The following is a 23,944-nucleotide window of genomic DNA, read 5'->3' on the forward strand; positions in this document are numbered from 1 at the left end:
GAACAAAAGTGCTAGAAAACATTCGAAGTAATGGATTAACCCCCGGTGTTTCCTCGCCTTCAGGTGTGCAACGAGTAGCCGGCAGCCTTGATACAAAAGCAAACGAGGCGTTGCAGGGTGAGCAGGAGGGGCCTGAGCTTTCCAGCCTGGCCAAGCAATTGAACGCTGCTGCCGGACGCGCTGCGCAACGTGATGCAAACCTGACACGAAATGAGCTTGCCGCGCTGGCCAGGGATGTTTTGGAGAAGTTGTCGGGTGGAAGTTACCTACTGGCCAAGTCGAGCCATGATGCTTACCGGCCAGCTACCGATGACCCTGAACTGTTATTGCGGGCGCAGCAGGCTACAGATTTTGCAAACGGCAAAGGCAGCAACCCGTTTGCCAGCCTTTCACATGAACAACTGAGTTTGATTACCTACGATGAAAGTGGTGATTTCACTGTGAATGAGCGCCGCGCAGCATCCGCAGAACTGGGTGCCCGGCATGGCAAGTGGACCCAGTCTGTGGTCCATGACATAGAGAAGGAACGGCAGCGTACCGGGAGTATTGACCAAGGCATCTCGCAGATTCTGTCCTATTACAAATCGCTGCCAGCAATCGAAGAGGCGCAACTGCCGCTCAACTATGAAATGAACCTGAGCCTGCAGGCGAGTGGCGCCGAGGCTGATAGCCCAGCGTTCATCGCATCGCTCTTTGCCATGCTGGCCGAGCAGTGGGCACCGGGCGGTGAATCGGGGGATTCGCAGCGGCCCCAGCCACCGGACAGTTCACCGTCCGGAGAGTTGGGCTGATGAGCGCAGGCATCGTCCTTCAAGGCATCACCCGCCACCTCGGCGGCCAGGCGATTCTCGACCAGGTGTCGTTATCCATCCCCGTTGGCCAAACCTGCGCGATCGTCGGGCCGTCCGGGTCGGGCAAGAGCACCTTGCTGAACCTGATCGGGCTGCTCGACCAGCCGTGCAGTGGCCGGCTGCTGGTCGATGGCCATGACATGACCCGGGCCAGTGCGGCGCAACGGGCGATCATGCGTAACCGCAGCCTGGGCTTCGTGTTCCAGAGCTTCAACTTGCTGGCGCGGCTGACGGCGCTGGACAACGTCGCGCTGCCCTTGAGCTACCGGGGTATCGGCCTGCACGCGGCGCGCCGGGCGGCTGAGCTGCAGCTGGCGGCGGTGGGGTTGCAGGCGCGCAGGCTGCATTACCCGGCGCAGTTGTCCGGTGGCCAGCGCCAGCGGGTGGCCATCGCCCGGGCGCTGGTGACCGAGCCGCGCCTGCTGTTGGCTGACGAGCCGACCGGTAACCTGGACAGCACCACCGCCGCCGACATTCTGCTGTTGCTCAAGGCGCTCAACCGCGAGCGTGGGCTCACTCTTGTGATGGTCACCCACGACCCTGGCATGGCCAGCCATATGCAGCGCTGCCTCCAGGTGTGCGGCGGGCAGGTGAGCGATGTGCGGGCCGCCTGAGCACTATGGCCCCGGGTTGCAGATGCGCCTGGGCGAGAGCGTGGCCAGCCTGCGCCAGCTAGGGCGCCGGGCGTGGCTGGCGGTGCTGGGAATCGCGGTGGGCTGTGCTGCGGTGGTGGCGCTGCTCAATGTCGGGCACAGCGCGGCCATGCATGCGCAGCAACTGTTTCAGGGCATGGGCAGCGAGTTGATGGTGGCCAACCTCATCCCGGTCGAAGACAGTGCAAGCCGCGTGGCCGCCGTGCTGGACCTGCAGGCGCTGCCGGCTGCTTTGCGCGGCCTGGCGCCGATGGCCATGGCGGTTAGCGACGCGCGTAGCACCAGCGCCCGCCAGTCGGTAATGGTGGTCGGCAGCACGCCAGCCCTGGCCGGGGTGCTGGGTTTGCAGGTGCAGCAGGGGCGGCTGCTGGCAGCCCGGGATGCCGACAGCACCCACGTGCTGCTGGGCGCGGGCCTTGCGCAGCAGTTGGGGGCCGCGGCGGGTGGCCGCTTGCAGTTGGGGCGCTACCTGTTCGAGGTGGTCGGCGTGCTGGCGCCACAGGGCTATAACCCGATGGTGCCGGTAGCCGTGGACGATGCGCTGCTGATGCCGCTACCGGGCCTTCGACGATTGTCGGCTTCGGCCCAGCCCAGCGTGGTACTGGCGTTGGCGGGCGACGGCGCGCACGTGCCCGAGGCGGCAAGGGTGCTGCAGGTGTTTCTGCAAGGGCAGTTGCCGGCGGTGACGGTGGAAGTACTGCTGGCGCAGCAGTTGCTCGACGGCATGGCGCGCCAGGCCCGGCTGTTCACCGGCCTGCTCGCCGGGCTCGGGGCGATTGCCCTGCTGGTGGGCGGGGTCGGGGTGATGAACGTGATGCTGATGAATGTCAGTGAGCGCCGCCGCGAAATCGGTGTGCGCATGGCGCTGGGCGCACGGCCTGTGGATATCGCCTGGCTGTTCCTGCTCGAAGCCGCGTTGCTGGCGGTTGCGGGTGCCTTGCTCGGTGCGCTGGCCGGCCTGCTGGCAGCCTGGGCCTTTACCGCTGCCAGCGGCTGGCTGCTGCGCCTCGACCCCTGGTCGATACCCCTGGGGGTGACGAGCGCCTTGGGTTGCGGGGTGTTCTTCGGGTTGCAGCCGGCGTTGTCGGCCGCGCGCCTGGAGCCTGTGGTGGCGCTGCGCGATGATTGACCTGCGCGGGCTGCTGTTGCTGCTGTTCGGTATGCCCGCCGTTGCCGGGCAAAGCCTGGCACCGTCGCAGCCGAGCCAGGCGGGCGCGGTATCGGCCCGGGCCTACGCGGCGGCGCAGGCGCCGCAGATAGAGCTGGCCCTGGCCGATGCCGTGGCCCTGGCGTTACGTGACAACCGGGCGATACGCAGCGTTTACCTTGAACGCATTGCGCAGAAGTTCGACTTGCGCGTGGCCCATGACCGTTTTGCCCCGCAACTGACGCTCAAGGCGCGCTACCTGGGCAATCGCAACCACGCCGACCGCTACCGCCAGGCCGACCTTGCGCCGACGGCCAGCCTGCTGACCCCCTATGGCACGCGGGTGAGCCTTGATTGGGCCTACGGGCATACCCGCGCCAATGCGGCTGGCCCGCGCTATCGCGATGGGGCCAACCTGATGGTCATTCAGCCGTTGCTGCGCGGGGCGGGCCGCGAGGTCGCCAGCGCGCCCTTGCGCCAGGCGCAGTTGAGCGAGCAGGCCAACCGCCTGGCGCTCAAGGATACGGTGGCGCAGACCATCACCCACACCATCGGCCTGTACCGTGAGCTGCTGCGTGCCCAGGAACAACTGCGCATCGCCAGCGACGCCCTGCTGCGCGCCAACCAATTGGTCGAAGTGAACCACGCGCTGATCGCTGCCGGGCGCATGCCGGCCTTCGACATCGTTCAGGCCCAGGCCCAGGTGGCCAGCCAGGAGCTTGCCCTGGAGGGCAGCCGCAACCACCTGCACGCTAGCCGGCTGGCCTTGCTGCAGGCCTTGGCGCTGGACCTGGCCACGCCCTTGCAGGCAACCGAGCTGCCGCAGGTGCAGCGCCTGCAGGTGGATGCCGGCCAGGCCCTGTTGCAGGCCGAAGCGCTGCAGCCCGGTTACCTGATGCAACTGATTGCAGAGCAGCAGGCCCGTATTGGTGTGCACCTGGCGCGTGACGAGCAGCGTTGGGACCTGTCGCTGCTGGCCGGCGCGAGCCAGGCCCGTGAGCGCCCCGGCAGCCGCCGTGACTGGGAGCAGTATGTGGGGCTGGAACTGGAGATCCCCATTGGCGACCTCAGCCGCCGGCAAGCGTTGGTGCGCGCTGAGGTTTCGCTGGCCAGCCAGCAGGAGCGCATGGCCGAAAGCCGCCAGCAGCTGCAACGCCAGGTCGCCGATGCGGTGCGTGATATCGACGTGCGCTGGCGCCAGCAGGAGATCGCCGGGCGTGCGCTTGAACTGTCCCGGCGCAAGTTGGAAATCGAACAGGAAAAGCTTGCGCTGGGGCGTTCCAGCAATTTTCAGGTGCTGAGTTTCGAGGGCGATTTGCGTGATGCCCAGAGCGTTCAGCTGGACGCCCTGATTGCCTACCTGAATGCCCAGGCTGCGCTCGACTTGGTTCTTGGTACCACGCTGAACAGCTGGGATGTGGCGCTCAATGACTAGGTTGGGGTTGGTGGCGGCGTTGGCCGTGGTTGCGCTGCTGGCGTGGCGCCCCTGGCAGGGCGCTGGCGAGCTTGCCGAGCAGGGGCGCTGGGTGCGCGCAGAGCCGCAGGTGCTCGAGCGTCGGCTGGGGCTGCTGGGGCGTATTCAGCCCGCGCAGCAGGTCACCTTGGCTGCACCTTTCCAGGGCTCGGTTCAGGCGCTGCTGGTGCAGGAGGGGCAGCAGGTGGTCAAGGGCCAGCCTCTGCTGGAGCTGGACACCACGCAGTTGGACATCCAGTTGCGCGAGGCGGATGCCCAGCGGCTAAAGGCCAGCCGTGCGCTGCGCGAGTTGCAGGGGTGGGCGGACGGGCCGGAGGTGGCCCGGGCACAACGTGCGCTGACCGTGGCCAGGCGTGCGCTGCAGCACAGCGAGGCGGCGCTGGAGGATACCCGGCGTTTGTTCGGGCGCGGCATTGTCGCGCGTCAGGAGCTGGACACCCTGAGCCAGCAAGTCAGCGCCCAGCGCCTTGAGCGGGTCAGTGCCGAAGACGAATTGCAGCAGACCTTGGCGCGGGGCGCGGGTGATTACCTGGCCATCGCCCGGATGGAGCTTGGCAATGCCCAGGCGCGCTACGACGGGCTGGCGGCACTGCGCGACCAGCGTGTGCTCAAAGCGCCGTTTACCGGGCTGGTGACCCGCCCGGCCAGTGAGGCGCAGGATCGTCAGGGGGTGGTGGAAACGGGTCAGCTCGCCAGCCAGGGCATGCCATTGCTCGGGTTGGTCGAGCTGGGCCGCTTGCAGGTTTCAGCAGCGCTGGAGCAGGGCGACCTGGCCAAGGTGCGCGAGGGCATGCCGGTCGAGGTCACCGGCGATGGGTTCGCCGGGCAGGTGCTGCAGGGTGAGGTGGTGTCGCTGGGTTTGCAGGCCAGGGAGGGCGAAGGGCAGGGCGCCTGGTTCGATGTGCTGGTGCGCCTTGCCGCGCAGCCAGAGCCGCTGGCCTTGGGGGTGAGGCTGGGTATGCGTGTGCAGGTGGCGGTTGTGCTGTATCGCAGCGAGCAGGGCATTGCGGTGCCCGAAGAAGCCCTGCGCACCGACTCGGCTGGCCGGCATTATGTGGTGTACCGGGCAGACGCCGGGCATGCCGGGCAGCAAGTGCCGGTGGTGGTCGGGCAGGCAGTGGTGCAAGGGGTACAGGTCGAGGGGCTGGCGGCAGGGGAGGTGCTGCTGCCGTGAAAAACTGTGCCGGCAGCCGGGCACGATACCTGTAGGAGCCGGCTTGCCGGCGATGAGGCCGGGCCTGCAAATAAAAGCACAGCCCAGTGTTGTGGCTGCTGGCCCTATCGCCGGCAAGCCGGCTCCTACAGGGATTGCGCCCGGTCGCGGGCCTGCGGCGGGTCAGTCTTCGGCGTGATCGCGCAAAAACACCAGGTGGTCCGGCTTGGACTGCTCGGCGCTGTAGTAGTAGCCCTGCACGTCGAAGGCCTTGAGCTGCTCGGGGTCGTTGATGCGCTGCTCGATGACGAAGCGGCTCATCATGCCGCGGGCCTTCTTGGCGTAGAAGCTGATGATCTTGTACTGGCCGTTCTTCCAGTCCTTGAAGTCGACGTTGATCACCCGCGCTTTGAGCGCGCTCTTTTTCACCGCGCTGAAATACTCGTTGCTGGCCAGGTTCAGCAGCACGTCGTCACCTTGCTCGGCCAGGGCCTGGTTCAGCCACTCGCTGATGCGCGTGCCCCAGAAGGCGTACAAATCCTTGCCGCGGGCGTTGGCCAGCTTGGTGCCCATCTCCAGGCGGTAGGGCTGCATCAGGTCCAGCGGGCGCAGCAGGCCGTACAGGCCGGAGAGCATGCGCAGGTGCTCCTGGGCGTAGCTGAAGTCGTCTTCATTCAGGGTTTCGGCGTCCAGCCCGGTGTACACGTCGCCCTTGAACGCCAGCAGCGCCTGCTTGGCATTGGCCGGGGTGAAATCCGGGGTCCAACTGCCAAAGCGCGCGGCGTTCAGGCCGGCGAGCTTGTCCGACAGGTGCATCAGCTCGGCGATTTGCGCTGGCGAAAGCTCGCGCAGCTGCACGATCAGCTCTTGAGAATCGTCCAGGTACTGCGGCAGGGTGTGACGTTGGGTGACCGGCGGGGTGTCGTAGTCGAGGGTCTTGGCGGGGGAAATCACCGTCAGCATCGGTTCGGCTCCTGTAATCGTCGGCTGATTCTACGGGGCTGGCCGGGCTTCGCCAAACTATGGCGACGATAGACACCGAACATCAGGGCGCGGCGCGCTATAGTGCGCGCCATGCCTTCATCAGGGAGATTGCCCATCGTGCGTATCGCTACTGCCTTGCTGGCCGGGCTGCTCAGCCTTGGCGTGCAGGCCGCCCCGGCGGACTTCGTCAGCCTCGACCGCAACCTGTGGCCCGAGCAGCTGGACAGCCCGGCGCTGTTCGATGTGGCCTCGCGCGCCGAGATCCTGTCGTTCGCCCGGGTGCTGCACGAAAGCGAGATGCTCGATGAGCAGGCCCTGGCCACGCGCCTGGGGCTCAGGCAGGTCAACCTGCCGGTGGTGCGCGCGGTGCGCGCGCGCCTGTGGCAGCGGTTGTGGACCAGCTACCAGCAGGCCCAGCGCAGTTGCGGGCAGGATGCCTCGTTCTGCTACCCGGTGGCGTCGATGGCCGACTTGCGCATGCAGGCGGCAACCTTCGCCACTGATGTTGGCACCTTCTATACCGGCTGGGTCGAGCCCAGCCACCAGTTCCACAGCCGCTACCTGGATGAACAGCTGCGCAAGGCGGCGGTGTTCCCGCAGACCAGCAGCGAGGTGGACAAACTCTCCAGCCGCGAGCGCAATGGCGAGGAGCTGAACGACCGCATGTTCCTGCTGACCTTCGTCGGTGGCCCGGGCCCCGAAGGCAGCAGCACCGACGCGCTCACCGACTACCTGCGCCGGCAGAAGCTCGAGGGCATCTTCTTCGTGCTTGGCAACCGCTTCAAGCAGCGCCGCGATGCGGGGCCGGTGGCCAGCCTGTATGCCGGGCAATGCGTGGGTATTCAGGGCTGGGAGTACCGCTCCCACGCCCAGTGGCAGGGTTGGCAGGATTCGTTGCGGCGCAGCCAGGCGCAGGTGCAGGCCGACCTGCCCGAGCAGTACGTGCCGCTGTTCCGCCCGCCCTACGGGCAGCGGCGCAGCGATGGCGAAAGCTTCATGGCCAGCCAGCAGTTGCGGGTGTCGCTGTGGGATATCGACGCCCAGGATGACGGGCCGTTGAGCGCCGAGGCTTCGGCGCAGCGGGTGATGACCCTGATGCTGTTGTGGCGCAAGGGGGTGATCCAGTTCCGCGACAGCCTGCCCAAGGCGCAGCCGGCGCTGGAGTGGCTGTTGCAGCACACGGCGCAGAGTGGGATTGGTTGGGAGGATTGCCAGGCGTACGGTTTGAGGGAGTAGGGGCAACTGGTTTGTGCAGTCTGTTCCGGCCTCATCGCCGGCATGCCGGCTCCTACAGGTACAGCGCAGGCCCACAATTGATGCAACTCATGTAGGAGCCGGCTTGCCGGCGATGAGGCCATGACAGGCTCACTTGATCTTTGACTTTAGTCCCGCCCGGCCCCCCCGCCAACCCCTGTTCGTCAATTGGAAAAATAAACTTCACCCAAGCGTAAAAAGACTTTTTCCGGTCATGGTTTTTGCGGTATGAAGAAACCAGACAGCCGAACCCTGCAGCACAGGTGGCGTCATCCAGGCCCTCCTGTCAGGTGCGCTCCCCGCCCGTAACGACGCGGATACGGGGAGATCGGCGGTCACTCTGCGGCGCAGCAGTTCGCGCCGTGTCGCTACCACATAAGGTGACCGAGTATGGATGACCAAGGACGCAACCCTTCCTCCAGCAAGCCAATCCTGTATGTGCTCGATACCAACGTCCTGATTCACGACCCCAACGCCCTGCTCAACTTCGAGGAGCACCACGTCGCCATACCGATGACGGTGCTGGAGGAACTCGACAAGCTCAAGACCGGCAAGCACACCATCGCCGCTGAATGCCGCCAGGCCATCCGCCTGATCGACCAGACCTTGGGTGATGCCTCGCCCAGCGATGTCGAACGCGGTGTGCCGATCCAGCGTGGCAAAAGCGGGCCCAAGGGCTTTCTGTCCATCCTCATGAGCACGCGCAACGAACCCAACCGCGTGCTCCCGGAAAACCTCGCCGACAACATCATCATCAACCAGTTGCTGGACCTGCGCAGCAAGCGCGCCGACCTGGACGTGATCCTGGTCACCAAGGACATCAACATGCGCCTGAAGGCGCGCGCCTGCGGCATCGCCGCCGAGGACTACAGCACCGACCAGCTGGTCGACGACGTCTCGTTACTGTCCAAGGGCTACCACTCGGTCACCGGCTCCTTCTGGGACCGGGTCAGCAAGGTCGACACCCGCCAGGAGCGCGGCCGCACCTGGCACCGCGTGCAACTGCTCGAGGCGCTGCCGGCGGTACACATCAACGAGTTCATCATCGACGAGCAGGGCTTCGTCGGCTGGATCAAGGGCATCCGCGAAAACGAGCTGCTGCTGCTCGACCTGCACCAGGAGCCGCTGCTGCACCAGGAGGCCTGGGGCCTGAAACCGCGCGACATCCACCAGAGCCTGGCGCTGTTCGCCCTGCTCGACCCGGATATCCACCTGGTCAACCTGACCGGCGCTGCCGGCTCCGGCAAGACCATCCTGGCGCTGGCCGCAGCCATCGAGCAGACCATGGTCAGCAAACGCTACCGCCGCATCATCGCCACCCGCAGCGTGCAGGGGCTGGACCAGGAGATCGGCTTCCTGCCGGGCACCGAGGCAGAGAAGATGGAACCCTGGCTGGGCGCCATCACCGACAACCTCGAAGCCTTGCACATGGATGACGAAAGCACCCATGGCAGCGTCGAATACATCCTCGAGCGCGTACCGCTGCAGTTCAAGTCGCTGAACTACATCCGCGGGCGCAGCTTCCAGCAGAGCCTGATCCTGATCGACGAGTGCCAGAACCTCACCCCGCACCAGATGAAAACCATCATCACCCGTGCCGGCAGTGGTTCGAAGGTGGTCTGCCTGGGCAACCTGGCGCAGATCGACACCCCCTACCTGTCCGCGACCAGCTCGGGCCTGACCTACCTCACCGAGCGCTTCAAGGACTTCCCCCACGGCGTGCACATCACCCTGCAGGGTGTACCGCGCTCGGTACTGGCCGAGTACGCCGAGTCGCACCTGTAAACCTTCCAGGCCGGGCGGGTTGCGCCCGGCTTGGCCTGAGCCAACTGGGGCCGCGTTGCGGCCCTTCGCGGGTATACCCGCTCCCACAGGGACGGCGCATGCCTTGAGGTGAGCGCCTAACCTGTGGGAGCGGGTTTACCCGCGAAGGGCTGCAACGCAGCCCCAATCTGCCTGCTCAGAAGTCATAAGCAAGCTTGGTGTACCAGTAACCCCCACCCGGATAGAACGGCGGGTTGCCATAAGGCGCCAGGCCCAGGGCGCTGTACACCGCGTGGTCATCCGGGCGCTCGTTGAAGATGTTGGTGCCGCCAATGCTTGCGGTCAGGTGTTCGCCGAAGCTGTAGCTCACATCCAGATCAGTGATCCATTTCGCGCCGAAGCTGCGGTCGCCGCTGGGGTTCACCGCCAGGGTCTTGACCGAGCCGTAACGGGTGGTTTGCAGGTTCACGGCAAGGTCTGCCAGCTTCCAGTTGGCGCCAACGATCCACTTGGTTTTTGGCGTAGCGTCGGTCAGGTCGCCCTCACGGTCGCGGCCCACCAGGTTGACCCCGGAGCCTGCCAGGGCTGCCGGCGTGTCACGGGTACCTTCGATGGTGGTCTTGTTCCAGTTGAAGGCCAGGTTCCAGCGGACCTCGCCCCAGGCACCGAGCAAGCTGGTGTGGTCGGCGACGATATCGAGGCCGCGGGTGCGGGTATCGAAGGCATTGGTGTAGTAGTTGACCCAGGTACCCGGTGCTACCCCCTGCGCCGCCAGGATGCCGTTGATCACGCCATTGCCCTGGTCATAGATGTTGGTGGTGAGGGCGATGCGGTCATCGATGTCGATCAGGTAGGCGTCTGCGGTGAGGCTGGTGCGCGGCGCCGGTTGCCAGGTCAGGCCCAGGCCCAGGTTGCGGGATTTTTCCGGTTTCAGGTCGTCGCCGCCCAGGGCCTTGGCCAGCGCGCTGCCGGACGGGGTGAGGCGGGTCACGGCGGGCACCACGTTGCCGTTGACGTCGGTGGCCACGCGGTTGTCGGCCACGGTGTAGCCGATCTGGGTCAGGGAGGGCGCGCGAAAGCCGGTGCCGATGGTACCGCGCACCGCCACGCTGTCGGTCAGCTCGTAGCGCGAGTTGAGCTTGAGGCCGAAGGTGTTGCCCGAGTCGTCGTCGTAGTGCTCCACACGGCCGGCCACGTCGAGGAACCAGCGCTCGGTGAGGTCGAAGGCCAGGTCCAGGTAGCCGGCGTAGTTGTTGCGGATCAGGCTGACCTCGTCTTCGGGGCGAATGGTCACGGCTGCCTGTGCGCCGGAGGCTGCCGGGTAGGTGCCGGTGATGTAGGCCTCGGGGTCGCCGGCAAAGGTGCTGAAGCGCTCCCAGCGGTGTTCCAGGCCTGCCGATACCTGTACCGGGGTGGTCAGGTCGAACAGGCTGTCGTAGTGGCGGGTGATGTCCAGGTTGTTGGTCCACTGCTCGAAGCGGAAGGTGGCCAGGTTGTCGAAGCGGGTCGGCGAGGCGGTGCCCAGCGACGGGTTGATGTTCAGGTCGCTGGAGTGGTGCACGTTGTTGCGCCCGTAGGTGGTGCTCAGGTCCCAGTTCCAGTCCGCCGCCTGGCCCTTGCCGCCAAACAGCAACTGGTAGTCGCGGTCCTTGATGTTGTTCAGCGGGTAGTAGCCGTCCGGGAACACTTCGGGGACGGCGGCGGTGCCGGTGGGCAGGCGAAAGTAGTTGGCGGCTTCGGCGTCGCGCTCGCCATAGGTGGAAAACGAATACAGGGTCAGCCCGTCCAGCGGCAGCTCGGCGTTGTAGGCGAGGTTGAACGCCTTGAGCTCGGGGTCGCCGTTCTTGATTGCCTCGCGGTCCCAGGCCGCTTCCTTGGCCGGGTCCTGGAAGGCCCGCACGCTGCTGTCGGCCTTGTTGTTCCAGGAGGCGCTGCCACGCTTGCGGGCATCGGCAGACAGGTGCACAAAACCGCCGTCGCCAAGTGCAAAACCCTGGTCGCCGGCGAGCTTGATGGTTTCGCCCTGGCCCGAGAACAGTTTGCCGTAGCTGCTTTCGACGTGGCCGCCGGCGTTGTCCGAGCGCAGGATGATGTTGATCACCCCGGCCACCGCGTCCGAGCCGTACTGGGCGGCGGCGCTGTCCTTGAGCACTTCGATGTGGTCTACCGCACTGACCGGGATCAGGTCGATGTCCACGGCATTGGCGCCGCTGTTGTCGATCGAGCCGCGCTGGCCGGTAGCGCCGTTGTGCCGGCGTTTGCCGTTCACCAGCACCAGCGTGTAGGCCGGGCCCAGGCTGCGGTTGCTCAGCGGCCGGGTGACCGAGTTGTAGCCGGCGATATTGGTGCCGAAGTTGAACGATGGCAGCAGCTTGGAGATGGCCTCGGATAGCTCGGCGCGGCCAGTCCTGAGCAATTGTTCGCTGTTGATCACATCGATGGGGGCGGGGCTGTCGGCTACGGTACGTTCCTGGCCGCGCAGGCCGGTGGAAATCACCGTGACGGTGCCCAGGGTCGGGTCTTGGGTGGCTGCATCAGCCGCGGCGGGGAGCGCTGAGAGCAGCAGGGTGCTGGCGAGCATCGAGCGCGCAGAAGGGGTAATCGCTGGCATGTGCTGGAAGTATCCGTTGATCCTGGCACTGGCCCGTTGTGTGGGTGCAGCTTGATAGGGGAGGGGTGGTCAGGTCAGTCCTGTCATCAACCTGTTGGGTGTGGTAGAGAAATTAATGCGATAAAAACCGGGTGTGAAAGTCTTTTTATGCATAAGCTAATTATTACTTTGGTTTATTTAGTGTTCTTTTAAAATGATTTAATTTGATAACATTGCCGAGCAGCTCGCCGCCAGGCGTTTTCTCTTACAAATTTCCTGACTGCCAGGTTTACACTGTCGACTCCCTTCCCAGGAGCAGAGCAGTGCTGACTCATCTTGATTCCCAGGGGCGCGCCAACATGGTCGACGTCACCGAAAAGGCCGTGACTGCCCGCGAGGCGATCGCCGAGGCGCGGGTGCGCATGCTGCCGGCCACGCTGCGCATGATCGTCGACGGCGAACACCCCAAGGGTGACGTGTTTGCCGTGGCACGCATCGCCGGCATTCAGGCGGCGAAGAAGACCAGCGACCTGATCCCGCTGTGCCACCCGCTGATGCTCACCAGCGTCAAGGTCGAGCTGCTCGCCGAGGGCGAGGAGGTGGTGCACATCACTGCCCGCTGCAAGCTGGCCGGGCAGACCGGTGTGGAAATGGAGGCGCTGACCGCCGCCAGTGTTGCCGCGCTGACCCTCTACGACATGTGCAAGGCCGTGGACAAGGGCATGGTCATCGAGCAGGTGCGCCTGCTGGAAAAGACCGGCGGCAAGAGCGGCCACTACAAGGTGCAAGGGTAATGAAGGTCAAGGTCATGTATTTCGCCCGCTACCGCGAGCTGCTGGGCGTCGATGCCGAGCGCCTGGAAGGCGAGTTCAAGGTGCTCGACGACGTGCGCCAGGCGCTGGTGGCCAAGGGCGGGCAGTATGCCGTGCTGGCCGAGCAGAACCTGATGTGCGCGCGCAATGAGGAGCTGTGCCGGCTGGATGAGCCGGTTGAGGACGGCGATGACGTGGCGTTCTTCCCGCCGGTGACCGGAGGCTGAGCATGGGCGTACGGGTACAGCAAGCGGCGTTCGACCCAGGTGCCGAGGTCAATGCCATGCACGCGGCCAACGTTGGCGTGGGCGCGGTGGTCGGGTTCGTCGGCTATGTGCGTGATTTCAATGATGGCCGGGACGTGGCGGGGATGTTCCTCGAGCATTACCCGGGCATGACCGAGAAGGCGCTGCACAAGATAGTGGTCGAGGCCGAGGGCCGCTGGCCGCTGCTCAAGGTCGAGGTGCTGCACCGCATCGGGGCGCTGGAGCCGGGAGAGCCGATCGTGTTCGTTGGTGTTGCCAGTGCGCATCGCCAGGCCGCGTTCGACGCCTGCAACTTCATCATGGACTACTTGAAAACCCGGGCGCCGTTCTGGAAGAAAGAGAACACCCAGCAAGGGCCGCGCTGGGTCGAGGGCAAGCAGAGTGACCAGGATGCGGCGGGGCGGTGGTAGGTCGGTAGTGAATGGCCGGGGCTGCGCTGTCGCTCAGAGAACTGGTCTCGCAGATGCGTCACGGTCTCCGTGGGAAGCGGCCTTGTGTCGCGATGGGCTGCGCAGCAGCCCCGGCAATCTTGCATGAGGCCGAAACCTTGGGGCCGCTGCGCCCCATCTCGACCGGACGGCGCCCCGGCAAGGCCGCTTCCCACAGGGACCGTGTTAAATCAATGAGTTGTAGTTTGTTCTATGGGAGCCGGCTTGCCGGCGATGGGGCCTGGCCTGAAACAACAAAGGCCGGGCCCTGTAAGTAGGCTGCCGGCCTCATCGCTGGCAAGCCAGCTCCTACAGGGTTTGTGCCGCCTGCTGATGCTGCGCATGGTCCATGAGCAGCCTTCAGCAGCCCGGGGTATCAGTGATGCTTGCGCGGCACCGCGGTCAGCAGCTCGTCCGGCGGCATCTCGCACTTGATCTTGCGCCCCAGCAGCTCCTCGATGGCCGGCAGCTGGTACGAGTCATCTTCACCGGCAAAGCTGATCGACACGCCGTTGCTGCCGGCACGACCGGTACGGCCAATGCGGTGCACGTAGTCGTCCGGGTCCTCCGGCAGGGTGAAGTTGATCACGTGGCTGATGCCGTCGATGTGGATGCCGCGACCGGCCACGTCGGTGGCCACCAGCACGGTGATGCGCCCTTCCCGGAAGTTTTCCAGGGTGCGGATGCGCTTGTGCTGCGGCACGTCACCGGACAACTGCGCGGCGTTGATGCCGTCGCGCACCAGTTTTTCTTCGATGCGCCGCACTTCGTCCTTGCGGTTGGCGAACACCATCACCCGTTCCCACTTGTTCTGCGTCACCAGGTTGTACAAGAGCTTGTACTTGTCACTGCCGGCCACGGCGTAGACGTGCTGCTCGACGGTTTCGCTGGCCACGTTCTCCGGCTCGATCTCGACGATGGCCGGGTTGGTGGTCCACTGCTTGGCCAGGTTCATCACATCATCGGTGAAGGTGGCCGAGAACAGCAGGGTCTGGCGTTCGCTCTTGGGCGGGGTCTGGCGGATGATTTGCCGTACCTGCGGGATGAAGCCCATGTCGAGCATGCGGTCGGCTTCATCCAGCACCATCACTTCGACCATGTCCAGGTGCACCTCGCCGCGCTGGTGGAAGTCCAGCAAACGGCCCGGGGTGGCCACCAGGATGTCGCAGTGGCGCGACTCCAGGGCCTTGAGCTGCTTGTCGAAGTCCATGCCGCCGACGAAGCTCATCACGTTCAGGCCGCTGTACTTGGTCAGGGCGATGGCATCGTTGGCGATCTGCACCACCAGCTCGCGGGTGGGGGCAATGATCAGCGCGCGCGGTTCGCCCATGTAGCGTTCGCCGGGCGGTGGTACCTGCTGCAGCTGGGAAATGATCGACACCAGGAATGCGGCGGTCTTGCCGGTGCCGGTCTGGGCCCGGCCGATGGCGTCCTGGCCGCGCAGGGTGTAGCCCAGCACCTGGGCCTGGATCGGCGTGCAGTAGGGGAAGCCCAGGTCGTGAATGGCGTGCATCAGCTCGTTGGAGAGCTTGAAGTCGTGGAAGCGGGTCTTGCCTTCCTGCGCCTCGACCACGAAGTCCTCGGGCTTCCACAGGCTGGCCTGGGGCCTGGGTTTGCGTTCGCGGCGCGGTTTGGGCGCGGCAGGTTGTTTGGCGCGCGGGGCCTCGGGCTCGGCCGGCTTGGCGTCGCTGCGGGGCTTGCTGGGCGGCTTGGGTTTGGCGCTGGCGCGGGCCGGCTTGGCAACCTGCGGCGCCGGTGCAGGGGCGCTCACGGCGACAGGCTCGGCGGCCTGCGGCGCGGCGTCCGGCTTGGCGAATATTTTCTTGAGTGCCTTGAGCACGATCGTCTCGTCAACTGGTTAAGGAATGTACGCCGGGCAGTGTAATGCAAGAACCGGGCGCGGCGTAGTGGAATGCTCGGCGGGCTACAGGTGGGCCGCTCAACCGAGCTGCTGGCTCAACCAGTTGTAGATGTCGGTGAGTTCCTCGACCACCACCTCGTGTTCCATCGGGTACTCGTGCCAGCGCGCGGCGACGCCCCAGGTGTTGAGGTACTCGAACGCGGTGCGGCCCATGGATGGGATCACCACCGGGTCGTGCACGCCGTGCAGGCACAGGGCCGGGGTGCGCTGCTGGCAGGCGCTGAGCTGGCGCCCGTCGCTGAAGGTGGGCGCGTAGGTGGACAAGGCGATGACGCCGCCCAGGGCCTCTTGCCACTTTATATAAGCAGTGTGCAGCACCACCGCGCCGCCCTGGGAGAAACCGGCAAGGATGATCCGCGACAGGCTGACGCCCTTGGCCTGTTCGGCCTTGATCAGGGCGATCACCTGGTCGGCCGACTCTTCCAGCTGCGCCTCGTCGATGGCCCGGGCCGGGGTCATGGCCTTGATGTCATACCAGCTGGGCATGGCGTAGCCGCCGTTGATGGTCACCGCGCGGGTCGGGGCCTGGGGCATGACGAAGCGGGTGCTGGCCAGCCGTTCCTGCATGAATTCGGCCACCGGTAGGAAGTCGTAACGGTCGGCGCCCAGGCCGTGCAACCAGATCACACAGGCATCAGCGGTTTTTTGCGGTTCGAGAATCAAAGGCTGGGTCATTCACTGCTCCGAAAGAGTGCGCAGGTACAGATTGAGTGCATAAAAAGAAGGCAGGGTGGGTTAATGCCAGAAAAAGATGTCGCAACTCTACAACTTTTCCTACTTGACTCCCGCTTAATCGCTTAAGCCTTCAACTGTGGTACGCACTTTGCTGTGTACGAGTCATGCGTTGGGGTGGGCCTATGTGGGTAACACCCCTCGTATGAATCAAAGGCTGTCACAGAACAGCCCATTGCGCCAATTGACCCAAAAACAAGCCAACAAGGGTCGGATGCGCCTCATAAGGGTGCGGTGCAATTCCGGCTCGTACAACAAGAGCGATTTGGAGGTTGTGAATGAAGATGTTGAAAACCACCCTGGCAGTCCTGACCGCTGCCGCCGCGCTGGGCGCCACCAGCTTCGCCCAGGCTGGCGCCACGCTCGATGCGGTGAAGAAGAAGGGCTTCGTCCAGTGTGGCGTGAGCGACGGCTTGCCGGGCTTCTCGGTACCTGATGCCCAGGGCAAGATCGTCGGCATCGACGCCGACGTGTGCCGCGCCGTGGCCGCCGCCGTGTTCGGCGACGCCACCAAGGTCAAGTTCAGCCAGCTCAACGCCAAGGAGCGCTTCACCGCGTTGCAGTCCGGCGAAGTCGACGTGCTGTCGCGCAACACCACCTGGACCAGCTCGCGTGATGCCGGCATGGGCCTGGTGTTCGCCGGCGTCACCTACTACGACGGCGTGGGCTTTTTGGTGAACAAGAAGCTTGGCGTTTCCAGCGCCAAGGAGCTCGATGGCGCGACCATCTGCATCCAGGCCGGTACCACCACCGAACTGAACGTCTCCGACTACTTCCGCGCCAATAATCTCAAGTACACCCCGATCACCTTCGACACCTCGGATGAAAGTGCCAAGTCGCTGGAGTCGGGCCGTTGCGATGTGCTCACCTCGGACAAGTCGCAGTTGTTCGCCCAGCGCTCCAAGCTGGCCGCGCCGACCGAGTACGTGGTACTGCCTGAAACCATCTCCAAGGAGCCTCTGGGCCCGGTGGTGCGCAAGGGCGACGAAGAATGGTTCAGCATCGTCAAGTGGACCCTCTTCGCCATGCTCAACGCTGAAGAGGCCGGCATCACCTCGAAGAACGTCGAGGCCGAAGCCAAGTCTACCAAGAACCCGGACAACGCCCGCCTGCTGGGTGCTGACGGCGAGTACGGCAAGGACCTGAAGCTGCCGAAGGACTGGGTCGTGCAGATCGTCAAGCAGGTCGGCAACTACGGCGAAGTGTTCGAGAAGAACCTCGGCCAGAGCACTGACCTGAAGATCGACCGTGGCCTGAACGCCCTGTGGAACAACGGCGGCATCCAGTACGCACCTCCAGTGCGCTGATGGCGGCACCCCGCGGCGGCATCCTGCCGCCGCGGGTCGTTTCATACCCTTCTTTCCGGGGCACTTCATGCAAAATCAAATCGGCGCACGAAAGGGGTTTTCCCTTAGCGATCCACGGGTGCGCGCGTGGCTGTTCCAGGTCATCACGGTGCTCTTCGTGGTCGGCCTGGGCTGGTACCTGTTTCACAACACGCAAACCAACCTGCAGCACCGGGGCATCACCTCGGGCTTCGACTTTCTCGAGCGCAGCGCCGGCTTCGGCATTGCCCAGCACCTGATCCCCTACGTGGAATCGGACAGCTACGCCCGGGTATTCGTCATCGGCCTGCTCAACACCCTGCTGGTGACCTTCATCGGCATCATCCTGGCCACCTTGCTGGGCTTCATCATCGGTGTGGCGCGGCTGTCGCCGAACTGGATGATCAACAAGCTGGCGACGGTGTACGTGGAGACCTTCCGCAACATCCCGCCGCTCTTGCAGATCCTGTTCTGGTACTTCGCGGTGTTTCTCACCCTGCCGGGGCCCAAGGGCAGCATCAACATCGACGACACCTTCTTCATCAGCAACCGCGGCCTGAACATGCCCGGCGCTTCGATGGCCGACGGCTTCTGGCCGTTCGTGGTGGCGCTGGTGCTGGCGATCGTCGCCATCGTGGTGATGGTGCGCCAGGCCAACAAGCGTTTCGACGCCACTGGCGAGCCGTTCCACAAGTTCTGGGTGGGCCTGCTGCTGTTCATCGGCATCCCCGGCGTGTGCGCGCTGCTGTTCGGCAGCCCGGTGCACTGGGAAGTGCCACAGCTCAAGGGCTTCAATTTCGTCGGCGGCTGGGTGCTGATCCCTGAACTGCTGGCCTTGACCCTGGCGCTGACCATCTATACCGCAGCGTTCATTGCCGAGATCGTGCGTTCTGGCATCAAGTCGGTCAGCCACGGCCAGACCGAGGCCGCTCGCTCGCTGGGCCTGCGCGAGGGCCCGACCCTGCGCAAGGTGATCATCCCGCAAGCCTTGCGGGTGATCATTCCGCCGCTGACCAGCCAGTACCTGAACCTTGCCAAGAACTCGTCGCTGGCTGCCGGTATCGGCTACCCGGAGATGGTCTCGCTGTTCGCCGGTACCGTGCTCAACCAGACCGGCCAGGCCATCGAGGTGATCGCCATCACCATGAGCGTCTATCTCGCCATCAGCATCAGCATTTCGCTGCTGATGAACTGGTACAACAAGCGCATCGCGCTGATCGAGCGGTGAGGGTCCAACCGTGACAGCCCATGTTTTCAAACCTGATATGCCGCCACCGGTGAAGACCGTGGGCGTGCTCGCCTGGATGCGGGCAAACCTGTTCTCCAGCTGGCTCAATACTCTGCTGACGTTGTTCGCCCTGTACCTGGTGTGGCTGATCGTGCCGCCGCTGGTGCAGTGGGCGCTGATCGACGCCAACTGGGTCGGCACCACCCGCGCCGACTGCACCAAGGAAGGCGCCTGCTGGGTGTTCGTGCAGCAGCGCTTCGGCCAGTTCATGTATGGCTACTACCCGGCAGAACTGCGCTGGCGCGTCGACCTCACGGTGTGGCTGGCAGTGCTTGGCGCAGCGCCGTTGTTCATCAACCGCTTCCCGCGCAAGGCGGTGTACGGCCTGGGCTTCCTGGTGCTGTACCCGATCATCGCCTACACCCTGCTGCACGGCGGCATGCTCGGGCTCGCCAGCGTTGCCACCAGCCAGTGGGGCGGCCTGATGCTGACCCTGGTGATCGCCACCGTGGGTATCGTCGGCGCCTTGCCGCTGGGCATTCTGCTGGCGCTGGGGCGGCGTTCGAACCTGCCGGCGGTGAAGGTGGTCTGCGTGACCTTCATCGAGTTCTGGCGCGGCGTGCCGCTGATCACCGTGCTGTTCATGTCGTCGGTGATGCTGCCGCTGTTCCTGCCCGAAGGCATGAGCTTCGACAAGCTGCTGCGGGCGATGATCGGGGTGATCCTGTTCCAGTCGGCGTACATCGCCGAAGTGGTGCGTGGCGGCCTGCAGGCCATCCCCAAGGGCCAGTACGAAGCGGCTGCGGCCATGGGCCTGGGCTACTGGCGGGCGATGGGCCTGGTGATCCTGCCCCAGGCGCTCAAGCTGGTGATCCCCGGCATCGTCAACACCTTCATTGCCCTGTTCAAGGACACAAGCCTTGTGATCATCATCGGCCTGTTCGACTTGCTCAACAGCGTCAAGCAAGCCGCCGCCGACCCCGCCTGGCTGGGCATGGCGACCGAGGGCTATGTGTTCGCGGCCCTGGTGTTCTGGATTTTCTGTTTCGGTATGTCCCGCTACTCCATGCACCTGGAGCGCAAGCTGGACACTGGCCACAAGCGTTAGGAGTTTCGAAATGAGTGAAGCGATCAAGCAGCCTGCCGGCCCCGAAGGCATCATCCAGATGCAGGGCGTGAACAAATGGTACGGCCAGTTCCACGTGCTCAAGGATATCAACCTGAACGTGCGCCAGGGCGAGCGCATCGTGCTGTGCGGCCCGTCGGGCTCGGGCAAGTCCACCACCATCCGCTGCCTCAACCGCCTGGAAGAGCACCAGCAGGGGCGCATCGTGGTCGATGGCGTGGAGCTGACCAACGACCTCAAGCAGATCGAGGCCATCCGCCGCGAGGTGGGCATGGTGTTCCAGCACTTCAACCTGTTCCCGCACCTGACCATCCTCGAGAACTGCACCCTGGCACCCATGTGGGTGCGCAAGCTGCCGCGGCGCAAGGCCGAGGAAATCGCCATGCACTTCCTGGAGCGCGTGCGTATTCCGGAGCAGGCGCACAAGTACCCGGGGCAGTTGTCCGGTGGTCAGCAGCAGCGCGTGGCGATTGCCCGGGCGCTGTGCATGAAACCTAAGATCATGCTGTTCGACGAGCCCACCTCGGCGCTGGACCCGGAGATGGTCAAGGAGGTGCTCGACACCATGGTCAGCCTGGCCGAGGACGGCATGACCATGCTCTGCGTAACCCACGAAATGGGCTTTGCCCGCACCGTGGCCAACCGGGTGATCTTCATGGACAAAGGGGAGATCGTCGAGCAGGCGGCGCCGGATGACTTCTTCGACCGGCCGAGCAATGACCGGACCAAGTTGTTCCTGAGCCAGATTCTGCACTGAGGCTTGAAAAAAGCATCGCCGGCAAGCCGGCTCCTACAGGGGGATGCGTTTCCCAGCAGGAGCCGGCGTGCCGGCGATTGCATCGATTGCGTTACTTCTCTTCCTGGGTGGCCACTGGCGCCGGTGGCGGGCGCAGCCCCACCTCGGCAATCAGCTTGAGCTGCTGGCCATTGCGCAGCACTTCGATGCTGATCTTGTCGGTCGGCTTGATCCGCGCCACCTGGTTCATCGACTTGCGCCCGTCACCGGCCGGCTCGCCGTTGATGCTCAGGATCACGTCACCCAGTTGCAGCCCCGCACGTGCCGCCGGCCCGTCGCGGAAGATCCCCGCCACCACGATGCCCGGGCGGCCCTGCATGCCGAACGACTCTGCCAGCTCCTGGCTCAGCGGCTGCACCTCGATGCCCAGCCAGCCACGGATTACCTGGCCGTGCTCGACGATCGACTTCATCACCTCCAGTGCCAGCTTGACCGGGATGGCGAAGCCGATGCCCTGCGAGCCGCCGGACTTGGAGAAGATCGCCGTGTTGATACCCACCAGGTTGCCGTTGGCATCCACCAGCGCGCCGCCGGAGTTGCCCGGGTTGATCGCAGCGTCGGTCTGGATGAAATCTTCGTAGTTGTTCAGGCCCAGCTGGTTGCGGCCGGTGGCGCTGATGATGCCCATGGTCACGGTCTGGCCGACACCGAACGGGTTGCCAATGGCCAGGGTCACGTCGCCGATGTGGATGTTGTCGGAGCGGCCGATGGTCATCGACGGCAGGTTCTTCAGGTCGATCTTGAGCACCGCGAGGTCGGTTTCCGGGTCGCTGCCGATGACCCGGGCCAGGGTTTCGCGGCCGTCCTTCAGGGCCACGACGATCTGGTCGGCGCCGCTGGTGACGTGGTTGTTGGTCAGCAGGTAGCCCTCGGGGCTCATGATCACCGCCGAGCCCAGGCTCGACTCCCAGCGTTTCTGCTTGGGCAGGTTGTCGCCGAAGAAACGGCGGAACTGCGGGTCTTCGAACAGCGGGTGGGCGCTCTTGTTGACCACCTTGGTGGTGTACAGGTTGACCACTGCCGGGGCGGCGAGGGTCACAGCGTCGGCATAGGAGACCGGGCCCTGCATGATGCGCGAGGTCTGCGGCGCCTGCTGCAGGTTGACGTCCTGGCTCGGCAAGCCGACCCATTGCGGGAAACGCTGGATGATCAGCATGGCGATCAGTACGCCAGTAAGCAGGGGCCAGCCGAAGTAACGCAGAGCCTTGAACATGAACGAGTCCTGGAAATGGGGCAGGGGCCACTTCAGTGCAGCCCGGGGCGCAAGCGCGCGCGATCATACACCTGAAAAAGTCGCTCAGCGACGGTTGAGTACCGTGGAGCAAACCCGCCCCCACAAGGTCGTTGCCGTATGGCGTGGGAGCGGGCTTGCCCCGCGACAGGGCAGACCTGACAGCGGTTCCCCCGGCGCCGGCGACGGCCCATAATGGCGGCCATTATACGGGTGTTGAAACCCGCAAAAATGCAGATTTCGAGGAGATTTTCATGGCCGTCGCCCTCAATACCCTGGTCGAGGAAGCCGAGCGCTACCTGGCCAGCGCGAAGATCCAGGACTACTGCCCCAACGGCCTGCAGGTCGAGGGCCGGCCGCAGGTCAGCCGCATCGTCACCGGTGTGACCGCAAGCCAGGCGTTGCTGGATGCAGCGGTGGAGGCCGACGCCGACCTGGTGCTGGTGCACCACGGCTATTTCTGGAAAGGCGAAAACCCCTGCATCACCGGCATGAAGCAGCGCCGCCTGAAAACCTTGCTCAAGCACGACATCAGCCTGCTGGCCTACCACCTGCCGCTGGACGTGCACTCCGAAGTGGGCAACAACGTGCAGTTGGCGCGGCAACTGGATATCACCGTCGAAGGCCCGCTGGACCCAAACAACCCCAAGGTGGTCGGGCTGGTCGGCTCGCTGGCGGAACCTGTGTCGGCGCGCGACTTCGCCCGCCGGGTGCAGGAGGCCATGGGCCGCGAGCCGCTGGTCATCGAGGGCGAGCAGATGATCCGCCGGGTGGGCTGGTGCACCGGCGGCGGGCAGGGTTACATCGATACCGCGATTGCCGCCGGGGTCGATTTGTTCCTCAGTGGCGAGGCCTCCGAGCAGACCTTCCACAGCGCCCGCGAGAACGGCATCAGCTTCATCGCCGCCGGGCACCATGCCACCGAGCGTTATGGGGTGCAGGCGCTGGGCGATTACCTGGCGCGGCGCTTTGCCCTGGAGCACCTGTTCATCGATTGCCCCAACCCGATCTGATCGCCTTGCCACAGGCAATTACCGCCCTCTGTAGGAGCCGGCTTGCCGGCGATGAGGCCTGGCCTGCAACCGCCAGGCCTTGTGCCAGGGCTCAGGGCCCCATTGCCGGCAAGCCGGCTCTTACAGGGATCGTGTGCCCCCAAACCCCCAGTCATATCGTTAGATTGTTTCGATCTAGCCCGCCGCCTAAATAGAATCAGGTGCTGTGATAAAGTGGCTCGCTCGAACACGGCCCGCAGGCCGTCCATAAGATCGTTTTTCGTGAGTAGCCATGGTCGACAATCTGACGCACTTGAAACAGCTGGAGGCGGAGAGCATCCACATCATCCGCGAGGTGGCCGCCGAGTTCGACAACCCGGTGATGCTGTACTCGATCGGCAAGGATTCCGCGGTCATGCTGCACCTGGCGCGCAAGGCGTTCTTCCCGGGCAAGCTGCCGTTCCCGGTGATGCACGTCGACACCCAGTGGAAATTCCAGGAGATGTACAGTTTCCGCGACAAGATGGTCGAGGAAATGGGCCTGGAGCTGATCACCCACGTCAACCCTGAGGGTGTGGCGCAGGGCATCAACCCGTTCACCCATGGCAGCTCCAAGCACACCGACATCATGAAGACCCAGGGCCTCAAGCAGGCGCTGGACAAGCATGGTTTCGATGCCGCCTTCGGTGGCGCGCGCCGCGACGAAGAGAAGTCCCGCGCGAAAGAGCGCGTGTACTCGTTCCGTGACAGCAAGCACCGCTGGGACCCGAAGAACCAGCGCCCGGAGCTGTGGAACATCTACAACGGCAAGGTCAACAAGGGCGAGTCGATCCGCGTCTTCCCGCTGTCGAACTGGACCGAGCTGGACATCTGGCAGTACATCTACCTCGAAGGCATCCCGATCGTGCCGCTGTACTTCGCCGCCGAGCGTGAAGTGATCGAGAAGAACGGCACCCTGATCATGATCGACGACGAGCGCATCCTCGAGCATCTGAGCGATGAAGAGAAGGCGCGCATCGTCAAGAAGAAAGTGCGTTTCCGTACCCTGGGCTGCTACCCGTTGACGGGCGCTGTCGAGTCCGAAGCCGAGACCCTGACCGACATCATTCAGGAAATGCTCCTGACCCGGACGTCCGAGCGCCAGGGCCGCGTCATCGACCACGATGGTGCAGGCTCGATGGAAGACAAAAAACGCCAAGGCTACTTCTAATTTCAGG

Annotated in this window: 21 protein-coding genes; 16 read left to right on the plus strand and 5 right to left on the minus strand. The window is 64.5% G+C overall.

The genetic code is table 11. From position 1 onward, the window contains the following. The first annotated feature begins 8 nt into the window (after nt 1-8). Genes KSS94_RS04625 through KSS94_RS04645 form a run of 5 tightly spaced genes read left to right on the plus strand, consistent with a single transcriptional unit; the run spans nt 9 to nt 5,299 of the window. Nucleotides 9-791: a hypothetical protein gene (locus tag KSS94_RS04625; RefSeq protein ID WP_217841869.1), complete on the plus strand. Its 783-nt coding sequence runs from the start codon at nt 9-11 to the stop codon at nt 789-791. Beyond that, complete coding sequence (locus KSS94_RS04630) at nt 791-1,465, plus strand: ABC transporter ATP-binding protein (RefSeq protein WP_217841870.1); 675 nt, start codon at nt 791-793, stop codon at nt 1,463-1,465. Before KSS94_RS04625 ends, KSS94_RS04630 begins: the two co-directional genes overlap by 1 nt. Further along, a complete protein-coding gene (locus tag KSS94_RS04635; protein ID WP_217841871.1) occupies nt 1,449-2,633 on the plus strand; it encodes an ABC transporter permease in 1,185 nt (394 codons plus the stop codon). Before KSS94_RS04630 ends, KSS94_RS04635 begins: the two co-directional genes overlap by 17 nt. Then, nucleotides 2,626-4,086 (plus strand): TolC family protein, encoded by a 1,461-nt coding sequence (locus KSS94_RS04640; RefSeq protein ID WP_217841872.1) that lies wholly within the window; start codon nt 2,626-2,628, stop codon nt 4,084-4,086. Before KSS94_RS04635 ends, KSS94_RS04640 begins: the two co-directional genes overlap by 8 nt. After that, nucleotides 4,079-5,299: an efflux RND transporter periplasmic adaptor subunit gene (locus tag KSS94_RS04645; protein ID WP_217841873.1), complete on the plus strand. Its 1,221-nt coding sequence runs from the start codon at nt 4,079-4,081 to the stop codon at nt 5,297-5,299. Before KSS94_RS04640 ends, KSS94_RS04645 begins: the two co-directional genes overlap by 8 nt. 162 nt (nt 5,300-5,461) lie before the next feature. Here the strand turns inward: KSS94_RS04645 and yaaA are convergent, their stop codons facing one another. Next, nucleotides 5,462-6,241, minus strand: coding sequence for a peroxide stress protein YaaA (gene yaaA / locus KSS94_RS04650; RefSeq protein WP_217841874.1), 780 nt, complete (start codon nt 6,239-6,241; stop codon nt 5,462-5,464). A 138-nt stretch (nt 6,242-6,379) separates the two neighbouring features. On the opposite strand from yaaA, the gene KSS94_RS04655 reads away from it, so the two are divergent. Then, a complete protein-coding gene (locus KSS94_RS04655; RefSeq protein WP_217841875.1) occupies nt 6,380-7,498 on the plus strand; it encodes a polysaccharide deacetylase family protein in 1,119 nt (372 codons plus the stop codon). A gap of 408 nt (nt 7,499-7,906) precedes the next feature. After that, complete coding sequence (locus KSS94_RS04660; RefSeq protein ID WP_217841876.1) at nt 7,907-9,301, plus strand: PhoH family protein; 1,395 nt, start codon at nt 7,907-7,909, stop codon at nt 9,299-9,301. 175 nt (nt 9,302-9,476) lie between these two features. On the opposite strand, the gene KSS94_RS04665 is transcribed toward KSS94_RS04660, so the two are convergent. Then, a complete protein-coding gene (locus KSS94_RS04665) occupies nt 9,477-11,891 on the minus strand; it encodes a TonB-dependent receptor plug domain-containing protein (RefSeq protein WP_217841877.1) in 2,415 nt (804 codons plus the stop codon). Nucleotides 11,892-12,193: 302 nt separating this feature from the next. On the opposite strand from KSS94_RS04665, the gene moaC reads away from it, so the two are divergent. Genes moaC through moaE form a run of 3 tightly spaced genes read left to right on the plus strand, consistent with a single transcriptional unit; the run spans nt 12,194 to nt 13,358 of the window. Then, a complete protein-coding gene (gene moaC, locus KSS94_RS04670) occupies nt 12,194-12,664 on the plus strand; it encodes a cyclic pyranopterin monophosphate synthase MoaC (protein WP_217841878.1) in 471 nt (156 codons plus the stop codon). Beyond that, on the plus strand, nt 12,664-12,909 hold the full coding sequence (locus KSS94_RS04675) for a MoaD/ThiS family protein (protein ID WP_217841879.1): 246 nt from the start codon (nt 12,664-12,666) through the stop codon (nt 12,907-12,909). The genes moaC and KSS94_RS04675 overlap by 1 nt, the downstream gene beginning before the upstream one ends. 2 nt (nt 12,910-12,911) lie before the next feature. Beyond that, a complete protein-coding gene (gene moaE, locus KSS94_RS04680; protein WP_217841880.1) occupies nt 12,912-13,358 on the plus strand; it encodes a molybdopterin synthase catalytic subunit MoaE in 447 nt (148 codons plus the stop codon). 394 nt (nt 13,359-13,752) lie between these two features. Here moaE and rhlB read toward each other — a convergent pair whose 3' ends face one another. Next, nucleotides 13,753-15,216, minus strand: a complete 1,464-nt coding sequence (rhlB, locus tag KSS94_RS04685; protein WP_217841881.1) for an ATP-dependent RNA helicase RhlB — start codon at nt 15,214-15,216, stop codon at nt 13,753-13,755. Nucleotides 15,217-15,315: 99 nt separating this feature from the next. After that, entirely contained in the window at nt 15,316-15,972 is a 657-nt protein-coding gene (locus tag KSS94_RS04690; RefSeq protein ID WP_217841882.1) for an alpha/beta hydrolase, read from the minus strand. A 335-nt stretch (nt 15,973-16,307) separates the two neighbouring features. Between KSS94_RS04690 and KSS94_RS04695 the strand changes: the two genes are divergently transcribed. The 4 genes from KSS94_RS04695 to KSS94_RS04710 all read left to right on the plus strand — a co-directional run bounded on the left by KSS94_RS04695 (nt 16,308) and on the right by KSS94_RS04710 (nt 20,465). Further along, nucleotides 16,308-17,336: an amino acid ABC transporter substrate-binding protein gene (locus tag KSS94_RS04695; RefSeq protein WP_217841883.1), complete on the plus strand. Its 1,029-nt coding sequence runs from the start codon at nt 16,308-16,310 to the stop codon at nt 17,334-17,336. Nucleotides 17,337-17,403: 67 nt separating this feature from the next. Continuing rightward, the gene (locus KSS94_RS04700) at nt 17,404-18,582 is read left to right on the plus strand and encodes an amino acid ABC transporter permease (protein WP_217841884.1); all 1,179 of its coding nucleotides are present in this window, start codon (nt 17,404-17,406) and stop codon (nt 18,580-18,582) included. A gap of 10 nt (nt 18,583-18,592) precedes the next feature. After that, nucleotides 18,593-19,690, plus strand: a complete 1,098-nt coding sequence (locus tag KSS94_RS04705) for an amino acid ABC transporter permease (RefSeq protein ID WP_217841885.1) — start codon at nt 18,593-18,595, stop codon at nt 19,688-19,690. Nucleotides 19,691-19,700: 10 nt separating this feature from the next. After that, nucleotides 19,701-20,465: an amino acid ABC transporter ATP-binding protein gene (locus KSS94_RS04710; protein WP_217841886.1), complete on the plus strand. Its 765-nt coding sequence runs from the start codon at nt 19,701-19,703 to the stop codon at nt 20,463-20,465. A gap of 91 nt (nt 20,466-20,556) precedes the next feature. On the opposite strand, the gene algW is transcribed toward KSS94_RS04710, so the two are convergent. Continuing rightward, entirely contained in the window at nt 20,557-21,717 is a 1,161-nt protein-coding gene (algW, locus tag KSS94_RS04715; protein WP_217841887.1) for a Do family serine endopeptidase AlgW, read from the minus strand. 272 nt (nt 21,718-21,989) lie between these two features. On the opposite strand from algW, the gene KSS94_RS04720 reads away from it, so the two are divergent. Next, nucleotides 21,990-22,748, plus strand: coding sequence for a Nif3-like dinuclear metal center hexameric protein (locus KSS94_RS04720; protein ID WP_217841888.1), 759 nt, complete (start codon nt 21,990-21,992; stop codon nt 22,746-22,748). 271 nt (nt 22,749-23,019) lie between these two features. Continuing rightward, entirely contained in the window at nt 23,020-23,937 is a 918-nt protein-coding gene (gene cysD, locus KSS94_RS04725; protein ID WP_194789197.1) for a sulfate adenylyltransferase subunit CysD, read from the plus strand. Nucleotides 23,938-23,944 lie beyond the last annotated feature (7 nt).

The sequence above is a fragment of the Pseudomonas fakonensis genome (assembly GCF_019139895.1).
GTDB classification, from domain to species: domain Bacteria; phylum Pseudomonadota; class Gammaproteobacteria; order Pseudomonadales; family Pseudomonadaceae; genus Aquipseudomonas; species Aquipseudomonas fakonensis.